This is a genomic window from Micromonospora chokoriensis (assembly GCF_000718555.1).
GTDB lineage: Bacteria > Actinomycetota > Actinomycetes > Mycobacteriales > Micromonosporaceae > Micromonospora > Micromonospora chokoriensis_B.
This window is the reverse complement of record NZ_JOAN01000001.1, coordinates 466,000-481,047: the sequence shown is the minus strand read 5'-3', so window position 1 is coordinate 481,047 and position 15,048 is coordinate 466,000. Positions and strand designations below refer to the sequence as shown.

At 72.8% G+C, this 15,048-nt stretch carries 16 protein-coding genes; 9 read left to right on the top strand and 7 right to left on the bottom strand.

Annotated elements, in window-relative coordinates; genetic code table 11:
- Positions 1–65 precede the first annotated feature (65 nt).
- Positions 66–785, top strand: a complete 720-nt coding sequence (locus IF46_RS0102225) for an HAD family hydrolase (protein WP_051723577.1) — start codon at positions 66–68, stop codon at positions 783–785.
- On the opposite strand, the gene IF46_RS0102220 is transcribed toward IF46_RS0102225, so the two are convergent.
- Positions 786–1,316, bottom strand: coding sequence for a hypothetical protein (locus IF46_RS0102220; protein ID WP_030486557.1), 531 nt, complete (start codon positions 1,314–1,316; stop codon positions 786–788).
- Between the two features lie 12 nt (positions 1,317–1,328).
- Positions 1,329–2,198, bottom strand: a complete 870-nt coding sequence (locus IF46_RS0102215) for a PhzF family phenazine biosynthesis protein (RefSeq protein ID WP_030486556.1) — start codon at positions 2,196–2,198, stop codon at positions 1,329–1,331.
- Positions 2,199–2,231: 33 nt separating this feature from the next.
- Here IF46_RS0102215 and IF46_RS0102210 point away from each other — a divergent pair, with 33 nt between their 5' ends.
- From IF46_RS0102210 to IF46_RS0102200, 3 genes are all read left to right on the top strand, one after another.
- Positions 2,232–3,518, top strand: coding sequence for a magnesium transporter MgtE N-terminal domain-containing protein (locus IF46_RS0102210; RefSeq protein ID WP_030486555.1), 1,287 nt, complete (start codon positions 2,232–2,234; stop codon positions 3,516–3,518).
- Positions 3,511–4,158 (top strand): DUF1003 domain-containing protein, encoded by a 648-nt coding sequence (locus tag IF46_RS0102205; RefSeq protein ID WP_030486554.1) that lies wholly within the window; start codon positions 3,511–3,513, stop codon positions 4,156–4,158. Before IF46_RS0102210 ends, IF46_RS0102205 begins: the two co-directional genes overlap by 8 nt.
- A 76-nt stretch (positions 4,159–4,234) precedes the next feature.
- Positions 4,235–5,383, top strand: coding sequence for an Mrp/NBP35 family ATP-binding protein (locus IF46_RS0102200; protein ID WP_030486553.1), 1,149 nt, complete (start codon positions 4,235–4,237; stop codon positions 5,381–5,383).
- Between the two features lie 125 nt (positions 5,384–5,508).
- Here the strand turns inward: IF46_RS0102200 and IF46_RS0102190 are convergent, their stop codons facing one another.
- Together IF46_RS0102190 and IF46_RS0102185 are read right to left on the bottom strand one after the other, a co-directional pair.
- Positions 5,509–5,919 (bottom strand): preprotein translocase subunit TatB, encoded by a 411-nt coding sequence (locus IF46_RS0102190; RefSeq protein WP_030486552.1) that lies wholly within the window; start codon positions 5,917–5,919, stop codon positions 5,509–5,511.
- Positions 5,920–5,995: 76 nt separating this feature from the next.
- Positions 5,996–7,330 (bottom strand): S1C family serine protease, encoded by a 1,335-nt coding sequence (locus IF46_RS0102185; protein ID WP_198041339.1) that lies wholly within the window; start codon positions 7,328–7,330, stop codon positions 5,996–5,998.
- Between the two features lie 248 nt (positions 7,331–7,578).
- Here IF46_RS0102185 and IF46_RS0102180 point away from each other — a divergent pair, with 248 nt between their 5' ends.
- Entirely contained in the window at positions 7,579–8,199 is a 621-nt protein-coding gene (locus tag IF46_RS0102180) for an O-methyltransferase (RefSeq protein ID WP_030486550.1), read from the top strand.
- A gap of 6 nt (positions 8,200–8,205) precedes the next feature.
- Here IF46_RS0102180 and IF46_RS0102175 read toward each other — a convergent pair whose 3' ends face one another.
- A complete protein-coding gene (locus IF46_RS0102175) occupies positions 8,206–9,681 on the bottom strand; it encodes a leucyl aminopeptidase family protein (protein WP_030486549.1) in 1,476 nt (491 codons plus the stop codon).
- A 147-nt stretch (positions 9,682–9,828) separates the two neighbouring features.
- Entirely contained in the window at positions 9,829–9,996 is a 168-nt protein-coding gene (locus IF46_RS33555; RefSeq protein WP_007455245.1) for a DUF3117 domain-containing protein, read from the bottom strand.
- Positions 9,997–10,186: 190 nt separating this feature from the next.
- Between IF46_RS33555 and IF46_RS0102165 the strand changes: the two genes are divergently transcribed.
- The 4 genes from IF46_RS0102165 to IF46_RS0102150 are packed head-to-tail and all read left to right on the top strand — an operon-like array spanning position 10,187 to position 14,415.
- Positions 10,187–11,005 carry a PaaX family transcriptional regulator C-terminal domain-containing protein gene (locus tag IF46_RS0102165; protein WP_030486548.1) on the top strand — a complete coding sequence of 273 codons (819 nt, stop codon included), beginning with the start codon at positions 10,187–10,189 and terminating at the stop codon, positions 11,003–11,005.
- Positions 11,006–11,009: 4 nt separating this feature from the next.
- Positions 11,010–11,801: an enoyl-CoA hydratase-related protein gene (locus IF46_RS0102160; RefSeq protein ID WP_030486547.1), complete on the top strand. Its 792-nt coding sequence runs from the start codon at positions 11,010–11,012 to the stop codon at positions 11,799–11,801.
- A gap of 59 nt (positions 11,802–11,860) precedes the next feature.
- On the top strand, positions 11,861–13,159 hold the full coding sequence (locus IF46_RS0102155) for a DUF1800 domain-containing protein (protein WP_030486546.1): 1,299 nt from the start codon (positions 11,861–11,863) through the stop codon (positions 13,157–13,159).
- Positions 13,160–13,173: 14 nt separating this feature from the next.
- Entirely contained in the window at positions 13,174–14,415 is a 1,242-nt protein-coding gene (locus IF46_RS0102150; protein WP_030486545.1) for a DUF1501 domain-containing protein, read from the top strand.
- Here the strand turns inward: IF46_RS0102150 and IF46_RS0102145 are convergent.
- Positions 14,412–15,035 (bottom strand): hypothetical protein, encoded by a 624-nt coding sequence (locus tag IF46_RS0102145; protein ID WP_030486544.1) that lies wholly within the window; start codon positions 15,033–15,035, stop codon positions 14,412–14,414. The genes IF46_RS0102150 and IF46_RS0102145 overlap by 4 nt on opposite strands.
- Positions 15,036–15,048 lie beyond the last annotated feature (13 nt).

Here is a 15,048-nt window from a genome sequence, read left to right as displayed (position 1 = left end):
CATCACTCCGTTACGATCACGCGGTTCCGCGCCGGCGACCCTCGACCGCCCGGAGGCGTTCCCCCATGCCCAGCTACCAGGCGGTGCTGTTCGACTTCTTCGGCACCCTGACCCATTCGGTGCAACGCGGTGTCGCGCACGCCGGCACCGCCGAGCTGCTCGGGTGTCCCACCGACACGTTGGCCGAGGTGTTGAACCGCACCTACTACGAGCGGGCCACCGGCCGGCTCGGCAACGCGGAGGCGACCCTGCGCTGGGTGTGCGCCCAGGTCGGCGTACAACCCAGTGACCAGGCGGTGCGGGCGGCGGTGGCGTCCCGGCACCGAGCGGTCCGCGCCGACACCTGGCTGCGGGCCGACGCGGTGCCGGTGCTGGCGGCCCTGCGCCAGCGCGGCCTGCGCACCGGCGTGATCAGCGACTGTACGCACGAACTGCCGGCCTTCCTGCCGCAGCTCGCGGTCGCCCCGCTGCTCGACGTGCGGGTCTTCTCGGTGCAGGTCGGGCGGTGCAAGCCGGATCCGGCGCTCTACCTGACCGCCTGCCAGCGGCTGGGGCTCGGGCCCGGCGACTGCCTCTACGTCGGTGACGGCGGCAGCCAGGAGTTGACCGGCGCCGAGCGGGCCGGGATGACCGCCGTCCGGCTCGCCGCACCGGATCTGGCCACGCACATGGTGTTCAACGCCGACCACGACTGGCGCGGCCCCACGCTCGCCGGTCTGGGCGAGGTGCTCGCCCTCGTCGACGCCGACGCCGCAGTGGTGGGTGCCGGCGGTCGGGCACGCTGATCAGCGGCGACGGACCCGGTGCAGGCGAAACGGCTTGCGGGTGGCCCGGACCGCCGGAGAGGCCCGGGGCGGCTCGGCCTGCGCGTCGGCCGGCAGGTCCGCTCCGGCCAGCGGCGTACCGGCCGGGGCGAGCCGGTTGACCGCGCATCCGTCGGCGGCCCACCGGGCCACCAGGTCGGCGGTCGGACCTGGCGCGTTGAGGCGCTTCGCCGCCACCAGCGGCGCGGTGATGTCCCACGCCTCGGTGCCCGGCTGCACCCGGCTCACCCGGGCCGACCAGGTGACGATCCGACCGCCGTGGTCGCCACGCAGGGTTACCTGCGCCTCGGTCGCGTCAGCCAGGCCCGGCGCGGCCTGCTCGCCCGGCCCGCTGACCACCAGGAGCGAGCCCTCCAGCGGGGCGCACCAGAGCGCCAGCGCCGGCCCACCGGCAACGCTGACCCAGGCCACGGCGGCCTTCTTCATCGCCTCGTCGACAAGTGGGGTGCTCTCGGGGGCGTCCTCGTCCGTCACTCCCGCATCCTCCCGCATCGGCGCCTCCGCTCAACCCACGAACGGCGGCACGGTGATCTCGCCCCGGGCCACCGGCATCACCTGACCGGCGACCGTCGCGCCGACCGCCGCGCCGCTCGCTGCGGTGACTGTGCAGGCCAACGCGGATGGGCGGTTCATCTCCACGCCCTGGCGGACCGCGTACTCCGACCGCCCCTCGCCGGGCAGCAGACCACTCGCCACCAGCCAGACACCGAGGCCGAGCGCCGCCGAGCCGGTGGCCGGGTCCTCCGGGACGCCGATCCCCGGAACGAAGACCCGGGCGTGCGCGGTTTGCGCGGCCGTGTCCCAGGAGAAGACGCTGACGTGCGACACCCCGTAACGCTGCGCCGCCGCCGGGTTCAACCGGGCCCGGGCCACCGACTCCGGCCGCACCGGCAGGTACGGGAACTCCAGCCCACAGCCGGCGACACGGGGGGCGGGCCCGATGTGGTCGTCGGCGACCAGCCCTGCGATCTCCAGCAACGGCTCCGGGTCCAACTCCGGCCCGAGGGTCGGGGTGCCACCGGTCAACGTCGCACCGGACCCGGTCACCTCGATCGGCAGCACACCGGCCATGCACTCCTGGGTCACCTGCCCCACAGCGAACATGCCCCGCCGGCACGCGGTGACCGCGGCGCCGACGCTCGGGTGCCCGGCGAACGGCAACTCCTCCACCGGTGTGAAGATCCGGGCCCGGTAGGTGACGCCGACCTGGGTCGGCGGCAGCACGAACACCGTCTCGGAGAGGTTGAACTCCAGCGCGAGCGCCTGCATCTGCTCGGTGGCCAGCCCTTCCGCGCCGAACACCACGGCCAGCGGGTTGCCGGCGAAAGGGCGATCGGTGAAGACGTCCACGATCTCGTAGGACAAGGTCGACATGTTGATAAACACTAGGCGCTTAGGCTGGTGCCCGTGAGCACGCCGACCCGGGTCTACATCGCCCGTCTCGCCGGAGTCGCCGTCTTCGACCCGAACGGTGATCAGGTGGGACGGGTTCGTGACGCCGTGGCACGGCTGCGGGCGACCAAGCGTCCGCCGGAGGTGGTGGGCCTCGTCGCCGAGATGCCGATGCGTCGGCGGATCTTCCTGTCCATCAACCGGATCACCTCCATCGACGCGGACGCCGTCGTGCTCGGCTCCGGCACCCTCAACCTGCGCCGGTTCGAGAAGCGCGCGAACGAGCTGCTGGTGCTCCAGGAACTGCTGGACCGGCGGGTGCAGCTCGACCCGGGCGGCCAGCCCGGCGCGGTCGTGGACGTCGCGATGGAGTGCGCCCGGGGTGGCGAGTGGTCGCTGACCCGCGTCGCCGTACGCGAGCAGACCGGTCGGCTCACCCGCCGCGGCCACCTGCACCAGGTCGAGTGGGACCGGGTGCGTGGGCTCAGCGGCATCGCCGACAACCGGGGTACGGCGAACCTGCTCGCCGTCCTGGAGGACATGCGCCCGGCCGACCTGGCCAACGCGTTGCAGGATCTGCCCGACGCGCGGCGCAACGAGGTCGCGGCCGCGCTGGACGACGAGCGGCTAGCCGACGTGCTGAGCGAGCTGCCGGAGCACGACCAGGTGGAGATCCTCGCCGCCCTCGACCGGGAGCGGGCCGCCGACGTCCTGGAGGAGATGGACCCGGACGACGCCGCGGACCTGCTCAACGAGCTGCCCCCGCCCGAGCAGGACGTGCTGCTGGACCTGATGGAGCCGGACGAGGCCGACCCGGTACGTCAGCTGCTGAAGTACACCCCCGGCACGGCGGGCAGTGTGATGACCTCGGAGCCGGTCATCCTGCCGCCGGACGCCACAGTCGCCGAGGCGCTGGCCCGGATCCGGGAGCCCCAGCTCTCCCCCGCCGTCGCCGCGCAGGTCTTCGTGACCCGGGCACCGCAGAACACGCCGACCGGCCGCTACCTGGGCATGGTGCACTTCCAGGCGTTGCTGCGCGAACCACCGGCCGACCTGCTGGGCAAGGTGGTGGTCAACGACATCGACCCGCTTCGCCCCACCACGCCACTACCGGAGATCACCCGTCGGATGGCCACCTACGACCTGGTCGCCATGCCGGTGATCGACCGGAGCAACCGGCTGGTCGGCGCCGTGACGGTGGACGACGTGCTGGACCACTCGCTACCCCGGGACTGGCGGGACCGCGACGCCCTGGCCGCCCCGGGCACCACCGACACCGTGTTGGACGGCGCGGATGGCTGAGCAGCGGCGGACGGAGCGCCTGGACCAGCCACGCGAGCCTCGGGGTATCAAGCTGCCCCGGTTCGACGCGGAGGCGTTCGGCCGGTGGTCCGAGGGCATCGCCCGGGGCATGGGCACCGCGAACTTCATCGTCGTCATGACGGTGGTGATCACGATCTGGTTCGTCTGGAACACGTTGGCCCCGGCGGACCTGCGCTTCGACCCGTACACCTTCACGTTCTTGACCCTGGTGTTGTCATTGCAGGCCAGCTACGCGGCGCCGCTGATCCTGCTGGCGCAGAACCGGCAGGCCGACCGGGACCGGGTGGCCCTGGAGGAGGACCGGCGGCGCGCCACCGCGCAGAAGGCGGACACCGAGTACCTGGCCCGGGAGATCGCAGCCCTGCGGATCGCGTTGGGCGAGGTGGCCACCCGTGACTTCCTCCGCTCCGAGCTGGCCCGGCTGGCCGAGGAGCTGGACGAGGCGGGGCAGCGCCGGCAGCGACTGGAGCGCCGCCAACAGGAGAAGGACAGCCGGCAGGAGCGGCGTGGCCAGCGGCCGACCGACGGTGTGGGTCTGGACGAACCCCGCGACGACCTGGATGGCGACTTCGCCCCGGACAGGCCGGACGGCACCGGCCCACGCCGCTCGGAGGGCTGACCGCCGCGTCATCGATTGGCTCACACCGCCCCGGGCAGCGGCGGCAGCGGATGCCCCGCGACGTAGCATTGCGGGCATGTCAGCACCCGTGAGCACCGTCGAGGACGCGATCCAGGCCGCCCTGGCCACCGTCAACGACCCGGAGATCCGCCGGCCCATCACCGAGCTGGGCATGGTCCGCTCCGCCACGATCGGTGCCAGCGGTGTCGTGCTCGTCGAGCTGCTGCTCACCGTCGCCGGCTGCCCGCTGAAGGACAAGCTGCGTAACGACATCACCGCCGCCGTCGCCGCAGTGCCCGGCGTCACCGGCGTGGAGATCGACTTTGGGGTGATGACCCCCGAGCAGCGGCAGTCGTTGCAGTCGCAGCTGCGCGGCGGCGGCGCCACCGAGGAGCCGGTCATCCCGTTCGCCCAGCCCGGCTCCCGCACCCGGGTGTACGCGGTGGCCAGCGGCAAGGGCGGCGTCGGCAAGTCCAGCGTGACGGTCAACCTGGCGGCGGCGCTCGCCGCCCGTGGGCTCTCCGTCGGCGTGGTCGACGCGGACATCTACGGCCACTCGGTGCCCCGGATGCTCGGCACGGAGGCCCGGCCCACCCGGGTCGAAGACATGATCATGCCGCCGCAGTCGCACGGCGTGAAGGTGATCTCGATCGGCATGTTCACGTCCGGCAACGCCGCCGTCGTGTGGCGCGGCCCGATGCTGCACCGGGCGTTGCAGCAGTTTCTGGCCGACGTCTACTGGGGCGACCTGGACGTGCTCCTGCTCGACCTGCCGCCGGGCACCGGTGACGTGGCCATCTCGCTGGCCCAACTGCTGCCCAACTCGGAGATCCTGATCGTCACCACCCCGCAGACCGCCGCCGCCGAGGTGGCCGAGCGGGCCGGTTCGATCGCCCTGCAGACCCACCAGCGGGTGGTCGGCGTCATCGAGAACATGTCCTGGCTGGAGCTGCCGGACGGCTCCCGGATGGAGATCTTCGGCGCCGGCGGTGGTGAGGCCGTCGCCGAGTCGCTGAGCCGGACCATCGGCGCGCAGGTGCCGCTGCTCGGGCAGATCCCCCTGGACACCCGGGTCCGCGAGGCCGGCGACGCTGGCAAGCCGATCGTGCTGGCCGAGCCGGAGTCCCCGGCCGCGCAGGCGCTCGGCACGATCGCCGACCGGCTCGCGCTGCGCCGTGAGTCACTGCTCGGCAAGCCGCTCGGCCTCAAGCCCGCCGGTCGCTGACCACCCCGAACACCGTCAGCCCGTCGGCCATCTGTTGGCCGGCGGGCTGATTCGCGTCGGTGGGTAGGTTCGCGCAGAGCGATTGCCGAGCCCGGGCGGGCACGGGTTGCGCGGGCCCGAGTTGGTCAGGTGGCGTCGTCGTAGCTGGCCCGGGGGGCCGGCGCCGAGGGACTGCTGGTGGCCGTGCCGGTCGACCGCAGGTCAGCGGCGCTGGCCACGTCCTTGAGGTCGTTGTGCACGCCGCTGACGTCCGCACGCAGGTTGTCGTAGACGCCCTGCAACGGCTTGCGGATCGCCGCCTCGTCCTCCTCGCTGAGGAGGTGCTTGCGGATGAACGCCTTCGGGTGCAGGTCTTCCAGCTGGATGTCGGTGCCCAGCTCGCGGCTCAGGTCGCCAGTGGCATTGCGGGCCATGTTGCGCAGGTTGCGCACCAACCGCAGGCCGTCGGTGATCACGGCGGGAAGCCGGTCACCGAAGATCAGCAGCGCCAAGAGCAGCAGCGCACCAATCTCCCACCAGTTCAGGTTGTCGAGCATCCCGCGGGCCTCCTCTCGGCGTCAGCAGCAAGACTACGCACGCCGAACGGCTTTCTGGCAAGGGGTGCGTCGCTGTTCACTTAGCGTCCGCGGCGAGAGTTACCGAGGTGTTCTGCCGGGCGGAGCCCCGCCGATACTCGACGGTCACCACCGAGCCCGGCGCGTACTTGCGGACCAACGCGGTCAGGTCAGTCGGCTCGGTCATCGGCCGCCCATTGATCTTGAGAATCACGTCGCCGACCTTCAACCCGGCGCTGTCCGCCGGGCCGGACGGCGCCACCTCGGCCAGCCGCAGGCCACCCCCGACAACCCCGGTCAGGCCGTCGGTCCGGGCGCCGATCACCGTACGCCGAGCCTTGCCGGTGCCGATGATGTCCTGGGTCACCCGCTTGGCCTGGTTGATCGGGATGGCGAAGGCGAGCCCGATGTTCCCCGCCTCCTGCCCCTCGGCGACGAGTGACTTGATGGTGGAGTTCACCCCGACCACCCGGCCGGCGCCGTCGACAAGTGGGCCACCCGAGTTGCCGTGGTTGACCGCGGCGTCGGTCTGGATGGCCGCGTAGTAGCGCACCGGGCCGCCCGGCTCGCCGGCCTGCATCGTGCGGTCCAGGGCGCTCACGATGCCGGCGGTGACCGTGTTTGCCAGCGACAGCGGTGAACCGATGGCGAGCACCGGGTCGCCGACCGCCAGCGCGTCGGAGTCGCCGAACTCCACCGCACGCAGCCCGGGACGGTTCACCTTGATCACGGCGATGTCCGACTCTGGGTCCTGACCGACGATTGTCGCCGGCGCGGTGCTGCCGTCGTTGAAGACCACCGAGGCCTTGCCGGTGCCGCCGGCCACCACGTGGTCGTTGGTGATCACATGGCCGTCGGCGGTGGCGATGAACCCGGAACCCTCGTTGGTCCCGCCGAGGCTGCTCACCCGTACGGTGACCACGCTGGGCAGGACCCGCTCGGCGACCCCGGCCAGCGACTCCGGCCTGCGCTGAGCCAGCGCCGGCACCTCGGCGGGCGCACCACCGAGGACCGCCGAACCGGCCCCGCCGCGTACCGCGAACGCGTAGCCCAGCGCACCGCCGAGGGTGCCGGCCAGTAGCGCGGTGATCACCGGGATGAGCAGCAGGTGGCGCAGCGTGGGCCGGCCTGGCGCGTCGGGATCGGTGACCGGCTCGGGCTCGGTGCCGGCCGCCACCACCCCGGGCACCACCACCGCCGTCGGCGCCGCCGGGTCACGCCAGGGGTCGGCGAGCGCGTCCGACCACCAGGGCGACGCGAGGGGCACACGGTCAGCCCCCGGCATGGTCGGCGGACCCACCGGCGGGCCTCCTGCCCCGGGCGGTCGCGCCGGAGCCGGAGTCTCACCGCCCCGGCGCCAGTCCCAGCCGTCGGTCACGTCGGTGCCTCCCAGTCCGTCCCCGGATCCCGCGCCGCGTCGCCCGGCCACGGGCCGGTCTGGTCGCGGCTGACGGGATACCGCCTCCAGGATTGCACGGATGTACGCGGTGGAGTCAGCGGTTGCCCCGGTGATCGCTTCAGGCGGAGGCGCGGCTGCGCCGCACGGCGGTCGCCTCTACGCTCACAGTGCCAACCCGCCCCCACACCACGCACCGCCCCCGGAGGTGCCACATCGCCACGGTCGCCGGTTCCGGCAGTTCGATGACGCAGGCTCAGCATTTCGCCGAGTCGTACGTAACCGAGGATCTCGTTCTGCGCACCGCCCGCAGCCTGGCCCGGGAGGTGGGCCTCGACGCCGTCACCCCCGGCGCGGGGGCGGCGCTGCGACTGCTGGCCGCCGCCGGCAACGCCCGCGCGGTGGTGGAGATCGGCACCGGCACCGGCGTGAGCGGCGTCTGGTTGCTGCGCGGTATGCGTGCCGACGGGGTGCTCACCACCATCGACGTGGAGGTGGAGCACCAGCGGATCGCCCGGCGGATCTTCGCCGAGGCGGGCTTCGCGGCCGGGCGCACCCGGATCATCACCGGCCGCGCGCTCGACGTGCTGCCCCGGCTCGCCGACGGCGCGTACGACCTGGTCTTCGTGGACGCGGAGGCGACCGGCTTCCATGCCTGCGTGGAGGCGGCGCTGCGGCTGCTGCGCCCGGGGGGCGTGCTGGCGCTCAACGGCGTGCTCGCCAGCGACCGGATCGGTGACCCGTCCGCCCGGGACGCGGAGACGGTGACGGTCCGCGAGACGATCAAGGCGGTCCGGGAGTCGGAGCACTGGATCCCCGCGCTGCTTGCGGTCGGGCAGGGGCTGCTCGCCGCCGTGAAGTGCTGACCGGGCTCAGTCGACGCTGGCCAGCCAGCGCAGCAACGACCGGACGCCCCAGCCGGTGGCGCCGCGGCTGACCTCAGCCTGGTCGCTGTCTGCCCAGGACGGGGCCGACATGTCCAGGTGCAGCCAGCGGTCCCGTAGTTCGCCGGTGAACTCGCGCAGGTAGAGCGCGGCCAGCACCGAACCGGCGCCCTGGTTCGGTGCGCTGTAGAGGTCGGCGATCTCGCTGCCGAGGTATTCCACGTAGTCGGTGTGCAGCGGCATCCGCCACGCCGACTCGCCGGCCGCCTCGACCGCCGCCAGCACGTCAGCGGCGAGTTCGTCGTTCTCGCTGTACAGGGCGGCGGTGCGCTTGCCCAACGCCACGGAGTTCGCGCCGGTGAGCGTGGCCAGGTCGAGCAGCAGGTCCGGTTTGAGCTGCTGCACCGCGTACGCCAGCGCGTCGGCGAGGACCAGCCGGCCCTCGGCGTCGGAGTTGGTCGTCTCGCTGGTCGTGCCGCCGTAGTGCCGGATGACGTCGCCGGGGCGGAACGCCGAGCCGCTGACCATGTTCTCGGCCAGCGGGGCCAACGTGGTGATCCGGACCGGCAGCCGCAGGGCGGCCGCACCCAGGGTGGCAGCGACGACCGCAGCCGCGCCGGCCATGTCCTTGCGCATCAGCTTCATCGACGCCACCGGCTTGATCGAGATGCCGCCGGTGTCGAAGGTGATGCCCTTGCCGATCAGCACGACGTGGGTGCGCGCGTTGGCGGGGTGCCAGTCCAGCTCGACGAGCCGGGGTCCGCTGGCCGAACCGCCGCCCACGGCGAGGATCCCGCCGAAGCCCTCGGTGGTCAGCTCGGCCGGGCCACGGACCCGCAGCCGCAGGTCCGGCAGGTCGGCGGCGGCGGAGGCCACCTGGTCGGCGAACCACTGCGGGGTCTTCACCGAGGACGGGGTGTTGGTCAGGTCCCGGGCGAGATGGGTCATCGCGGCCGTGGTCCGGGCCGTGGCGACGACGTCCTCGTACCCGGTCGGGTCGTCGAACAGCAGGTCGACGTCGGTGAGCGCCGGTCGGTCGCCGGCCTCGGTGAGTCGGAACCGGTACGGGGCGAGCAGCAGCCCCTCGGTCAACCCACGGACCGCGGCCGGAGTCACCTCGGTTGGCAGCGCGATGGTGATATGCGTCTCATCCGCAGCAGAGCGGGCCAGGGCCGCGCCGGCCGTCCGCCAGGCCGCCTCGTCGCCGTCACCGATGCCGAGCAGCAGCAGTCGGCCGGGGGTACGCCCGGGGCGTAGTTGGGTGTGGATCTCGCCCGCCCGGCCAGTCAGCCGGGCCGCTGACACCAGCGCGGAGGCCTCGTCGGCCGTGCCGTCCGGTGCCGCCACGGCGGTCGACATGGGCTCGACCGAGGTGTCACCTTCCGCCGTCGAATCGGCGGGGCGGACGGGCAGCACGAGGACGTCGAGCCGGTCGGGCTCGGCGATCAAATTGATGGCGAGCACGCGGAACCGCACCTCCAGGAAAGAGTCGCGGACCGGAAGCGAACCCACCTGCCCGCAGCGTTGAAGACCCTGAGCCACCGGCGATTCCGGTGGCTCAGGGTCCGAAGAACGTTCCGGGCGGCTCACGCCGCCCGGAGCACTCCTTACTCAGCCGGCCGCTGCCTTCAGTGCGTCACCGAGCGCGTTGGCCTCGTCGGGAGTCATCTCGACGACGAGCCGGCCACCGCCCTCCAGCGGGACCCGCATGACGATGCCCCGACCCTCCTTGGTGACTTCCAGCGGACCGTCGCCCGTCCGCGGCTTCATCGCCGCCATGTTGTCTCCCCTCAGACCTACACCAGGGTCGGTGGGTTGCCCCACAGCCACTTCGTCACGACCACCCGCAACCGTCACGGGGGTGTCGATAAACGATTTTCCCTGATGAACACCGCCGGACCCAAACCGGAGCAGCATTGATGTAACAGCATCTAGCTTATCTTGAGAAGGCCTGTCACAATGTGCGGTCATGCAGGCACGGTCGGCACTCTTCGACCTGTACGGCGACCACCTCCGTCCGAGGGGTGGCCGGGCACCGGTTGCTGCCCTGGTCAAGCTGCTGGCACCGCTGGGAATCGCGCCGCCAGCAGTTCGCACCGCCGTCTCCCGGATGGTGCGTCAGGGCTGGCTCGAACCACTCCGATTGGTCTCCGGACCGGGATATTCGATCACACCGAAAGCCGCCCGGCGACTCGACGAGGCAGCGGCTCGGATCTACCGGACCGGGCGGGTCACCTGGGACGGGCGGTTCGATCTGCTGGTGTTGGAGGCCCCGGGCTCCCGGCGGGACCGGCAGCGGCTCGCCGCCAACCTGAGCTTCCTCGGCTACGGGACGCTCGACGAGCAGACCTGGGTGGCCACCCGCCCCGGCGAGGACGTCGACCTGCTCCTCGCCGAGGCCGGCATCCGCTTCGAGCGGTTCACCGCCTCGCACTTCGCCGGCACAGCCGGCGCGATGGGCGTGGTCCGGCGAGCCTGGAACCTGGCCGAGATCGGCCGCGCCTACGAACGGTTCGTCGCGGACCAGCGGCCCCTACTCGCCGCGGTCACCGTGCGCAGCAGCGACGAGGAGGCGTACGCGACGCGGTTCCGGCTCGTGCACGCGTGGCGTACGTTCCTCTTCCAGGATCCGCAGCTGCCCCCGGCGCTGCTGCCCGAGCGGTGGCCTGGCACCGCCGCGGCCAGTTTCTTCGACCGGCACGCGGCCCGCCTGCGTCCGGCCGCCGACCGGTACGTCGAACAATGCCTCGACGCCGGCAACCGCATCGTCCGACAGAAGGGTCGTTAGACACGTGACCGAGCCGCTGCTGGTCGACCGGACCGACGCCGTCGTCACCCTCACGCTGAACCGGCCGACCGCGATGAACGCGCTCGACGTGGCGCTCAAGGAGGCGCTGCGGGACGCCCTGGCGGAGCTGGAGACCGACCGGTCCTGCCGCGCGGTCGTCCTGGCCGGGGCCGGCGGGTCGTTCAGCGCCGGTCAGGACCTGCGCGAGCACGTCTCCACCCTGGAAAACTCCGCAAGTGACCCGCTGGGCACCGTGCGGGCGCACTACAACCCGATCGCCGCCCGGCTCGCCAACCTGCCCAAGCCGGTGATCGCCGCGGTCCGCGGGATGGCCGCCGGGGCGGGCGCGTCGCTGGCGTTCCTCGCCGACATCCGCATCGGCGGCCCGACCACCAGCTTCCTGATGGCCTTCGCCAAGGTCGGTCTCGCCGCCGACACCGGCGCCTCCTGGACGCTGCCCCGCCTGGTCGGGCACGCCAAGGCGGTGGAGTTGCTGATGCTGGCCGAGCCGGTCCGCGCCGAGGAGGCCTGCCGGTTGGGCCTGCTCAACCGGTTGACCGACGACGACGAGCAGGTGCTGCCCGTCGCCCAGGAGTTGGCCGCCCGCCTCGCCGCCGGCCCGACCGTCGCGTACGGGGCGATCAAGCGGCAACTCTCCATCGCCGACGCCGGCACCCTCGCCGACGCCCTCGCCGCCGAGGCGCAGGCCCAGTCGATCTGCGGCGCCACCGCCGACCACCGAGCGGCCACGCTCGCCTTCGTCGCCAAGCAGAAACCGGTCTTCGAGGGACGCTGAACGCGATCCGGACGCCGCCCTTACCGTCCTCGAACAGAGGCCGCCTAGCGTCGGCCGGTATGAGCGATCGTGAAGCGGTGGCGCACCTGCTGCGCCGGGCCACCTTCGGGCCGACCGCCGACGAGGTGGACGCGGCCGAGCGGGCCGGGCCGGCGGCGACCCTGGACCGGGTGCTCGCCGCGTCCCGCGCGGACCGGGGTGCGGCGGCCACGCCGATCCCGGCGCTGCCCCCCGACCCGTACGCCGAGCTGACCAAGGATTCCACCCGCGAGCAACGGCAGCAGGCCAACGCGGAGCGCCGCAAGCAACTCCAGCAGGTCACCGAGTGGTGGCTGGACCGGATGGTGGCCGCCGAGGACGGGCCGACCGAGAAGTTGCTCTTCTTCTGGCACGGGCACTGGGCCACCAGCGCGCAGAAGGTCAAGTCGGCGCGGCTGATGGTGGGCCAGTTGGAGACGCTGCGCCGGCACGGCCGTGGGCCGCTCGGCCCGCTGGTCGCCGCGATGGTGCGCGACCCCGCCCTGATCGTCTGGTTGGACGGGCAGAAGAACACCCGCAAGGCACCTAACGAGAATCTGGCCCGCGAGCTGATGGAGCTGTTCACCCTCGGCATCGGCGCCTACAGCGAGGCCGACGTGAAGGCCGGCGCGCGGGCGCTGACCGGCTGGGTGGTCGACAGGCGTACCGGTGCCGCCCGCTTCGAGGCCCGCCGGCACGACCCCGGCGAGAAGAGTATCCTCGGGCACAGCGGCCGGTTCGACGCTGAGGCGTACGCCGGTCTGCTGGCCGCCCAACCGGCGGCGGCGACCTTCGTGGCCGGGCGGCTCTGGTTCCGCTACGCGGGCACCGACACCCCGGCACCTGACGGTCTGGCCGGCGCGGACACCATCGCGACCCTGCGCGCGATCTTCTCCGCACCGGCCTTCGCGCAGACCCGGGGCACGCTTGTGAAGCAGCCGGTGGAGTGGCTGGTCGGTGCGCTGCGGCAGCTTGGCATCCGGCCGTCAGCGCTCCCCGAGCAGCAACGCAGACAACTTCTGACCGGCCTGAACGCGCTCGACCAGGTGCCGTTGCGCCCACCGAGCGTGGGTGGTTGGCCGGCCGGGGCCGCCTGGCTGACCACCTCCTCGTTGCAGGCCCGGCTGCGGACGGCTGGAGTGCTCGCCGCCGCCACGGCACCAGCGGTGCTGGCCCGGCTGGCCGCCGCGCCCACCGCCGGCCGACCGGACGCGCTGGCCCGGGTGCTGGTGGTCGACGGCTGGGGCCCGCGCACCCGCGCCGCCCTCGCCCCGCTGGCCGATGAGCCCCGCAAGCTGCTGGCCGCCGGTCTGGTCAGCCCCGAATACACAGTCAGCTGAGCGGAGGAGTCGACATGGACACCCTGACCCGACGCAGGTTCCTGCTGACCAGCGGAGTGATCGGCGCGGGCGCGCTGGCCGCCGGGGCCGGCGCATACAGCCTGCGGGACCTGCTGGACACCACCGGGGACCGCGATCCGCAGTCCCGCACGCTGGTGCTGGTGACCCTCTACGGCGGAAATGACGGGCTCAACACGGTAATTCCGGATGGCGACCCGGCCTACCGGGCGGCTCGCCCCGAGCTGGCGTACCCGGACGGGGAGGTGCGGCGGTTGGACGACGGCTTCGGCCTCAACCCGGCGCTGGCCGGCCTGCACCAGCGCTGGTCCGGCGGTGGGCTGGCGATCGTGCGCGGGGTCGGCTACCCGAAGCCGGACCGCAGCCACTTCCGGTCGATGGACATCTGGCACACCGCTCAACCGGACCGGCCCGGTAACACCGGCTGGCTCGGGCGGTGGCTGGACCGCGCCGGTGGCGACCCCCGGCTGGCGGTCTCCTTCGAGCCGGCGCTTCCGCCGCTGCTGGCCGGGGCCCAGAGCGCCGGCGCGGCCATGCCGGTGACCGACCGGAAGGCCGCCAAGGGGCTGCCCGCGGAGACGCTTGGCGCGTTCGCCGCCGCGGAGGCGGGCGAGTCGGCGGCCCGGCGTCGAGCGGCCGCCTGCTTCGCCGACCTACGGTCGGTGGACGAGATGATCCGCCAGGTACGCGATTCCGCCGACCCGGACACGGCGGACCCGGACGGCGAGCAGGCCCCGGCGACGGCCACCGGCGGGGCACGCACACCGCTGGACGCGCAGCTCGACCTGGTAGCGCAGTGCGTCGAGGCGGGCGTGTCCACCCGGGTCTTCTCGGTGTCGCTTGGCGGCTTCGACACGCACGCCGACGAGTTGCAGTTGCAGGCCGTCCTGCTCGGTCAGCTGGACCGGGCGTTGACCGGATTCGCCGACCGGATGAGTCGCACCGAGGCGGGCCGGAAGGTGGTGGTGGCGGTCTACTCCGAGTTCGGCCGTCGGGTACGGGCCAACGCCTCGGACGGCACCGACCACGGCACCGCCTCGGACGTGCTGCTGCTCGGCGCGGGCGTCCGGGGTGGGTGGCACGGCGCACCGCCGAGCCTCACCGACCTCGACGACGGCGACCTGAAATACACCACCGACTTCCGGGACGTCTACGCCACGCTGCTGGAGCGGGTGCTGGACACCGACCCGGGCCCGATCCTCGCCGACTGGCGGGGACGAGTGGACAAGCTGTTCTAGTCGTCCTCTTCCGGGTCCTGGTTGGCCTGCTCGCCCAGCACGAAGGCCTGCATGGCCAGCTCGTCACCGGCCGGCGAGACGAAGGCGGGCAGCTCACGCGGCCCCAGCTCCTGCACGTAGGACCAGAACAACCCAACCGCCTCGGCGGGCGTGCCGGCCTCGATCGGCAGGTCGAGGCTGACCAGCCAGGTGCGCCGCGCCGGGGGCGGGCCGAGCTGGTCGGCCAGCGCCCGGAAGGCGGCCGGCTCCAGTGCGAACACCGGCTCGTCGAGCGTCAGCAGATCGGCCGGCACCGGCTCGTCGAAGGCCCGCCGGGTGTACGCGACGACGAGCGTCCCCGGCTCGGCCGGGGACTGTGGGTCGTCCGGGTCTTCGCGGTGGCGTCGACCCGGCGCGCTGACCCGGCCGAGGGCGACCAGCCGTGGCGGCGCGTCGACCAGCACCGCCACCTGGTCTCCCGGCCCTGGCCGGGCGATGTCGCTCAGCCCGGTCAGCTCCAGCGAGTCGTGGTGCACGAGCCGCTCGGCCTCATAACGCTCGGCGGGCAGTAGCACCGCCCAGCTACGCACCCCATCGGCGTTGCCGGCCGCACCGGCCCGGTGCGCGGTCTCGGTCGTCATGCGTGCCATCTCA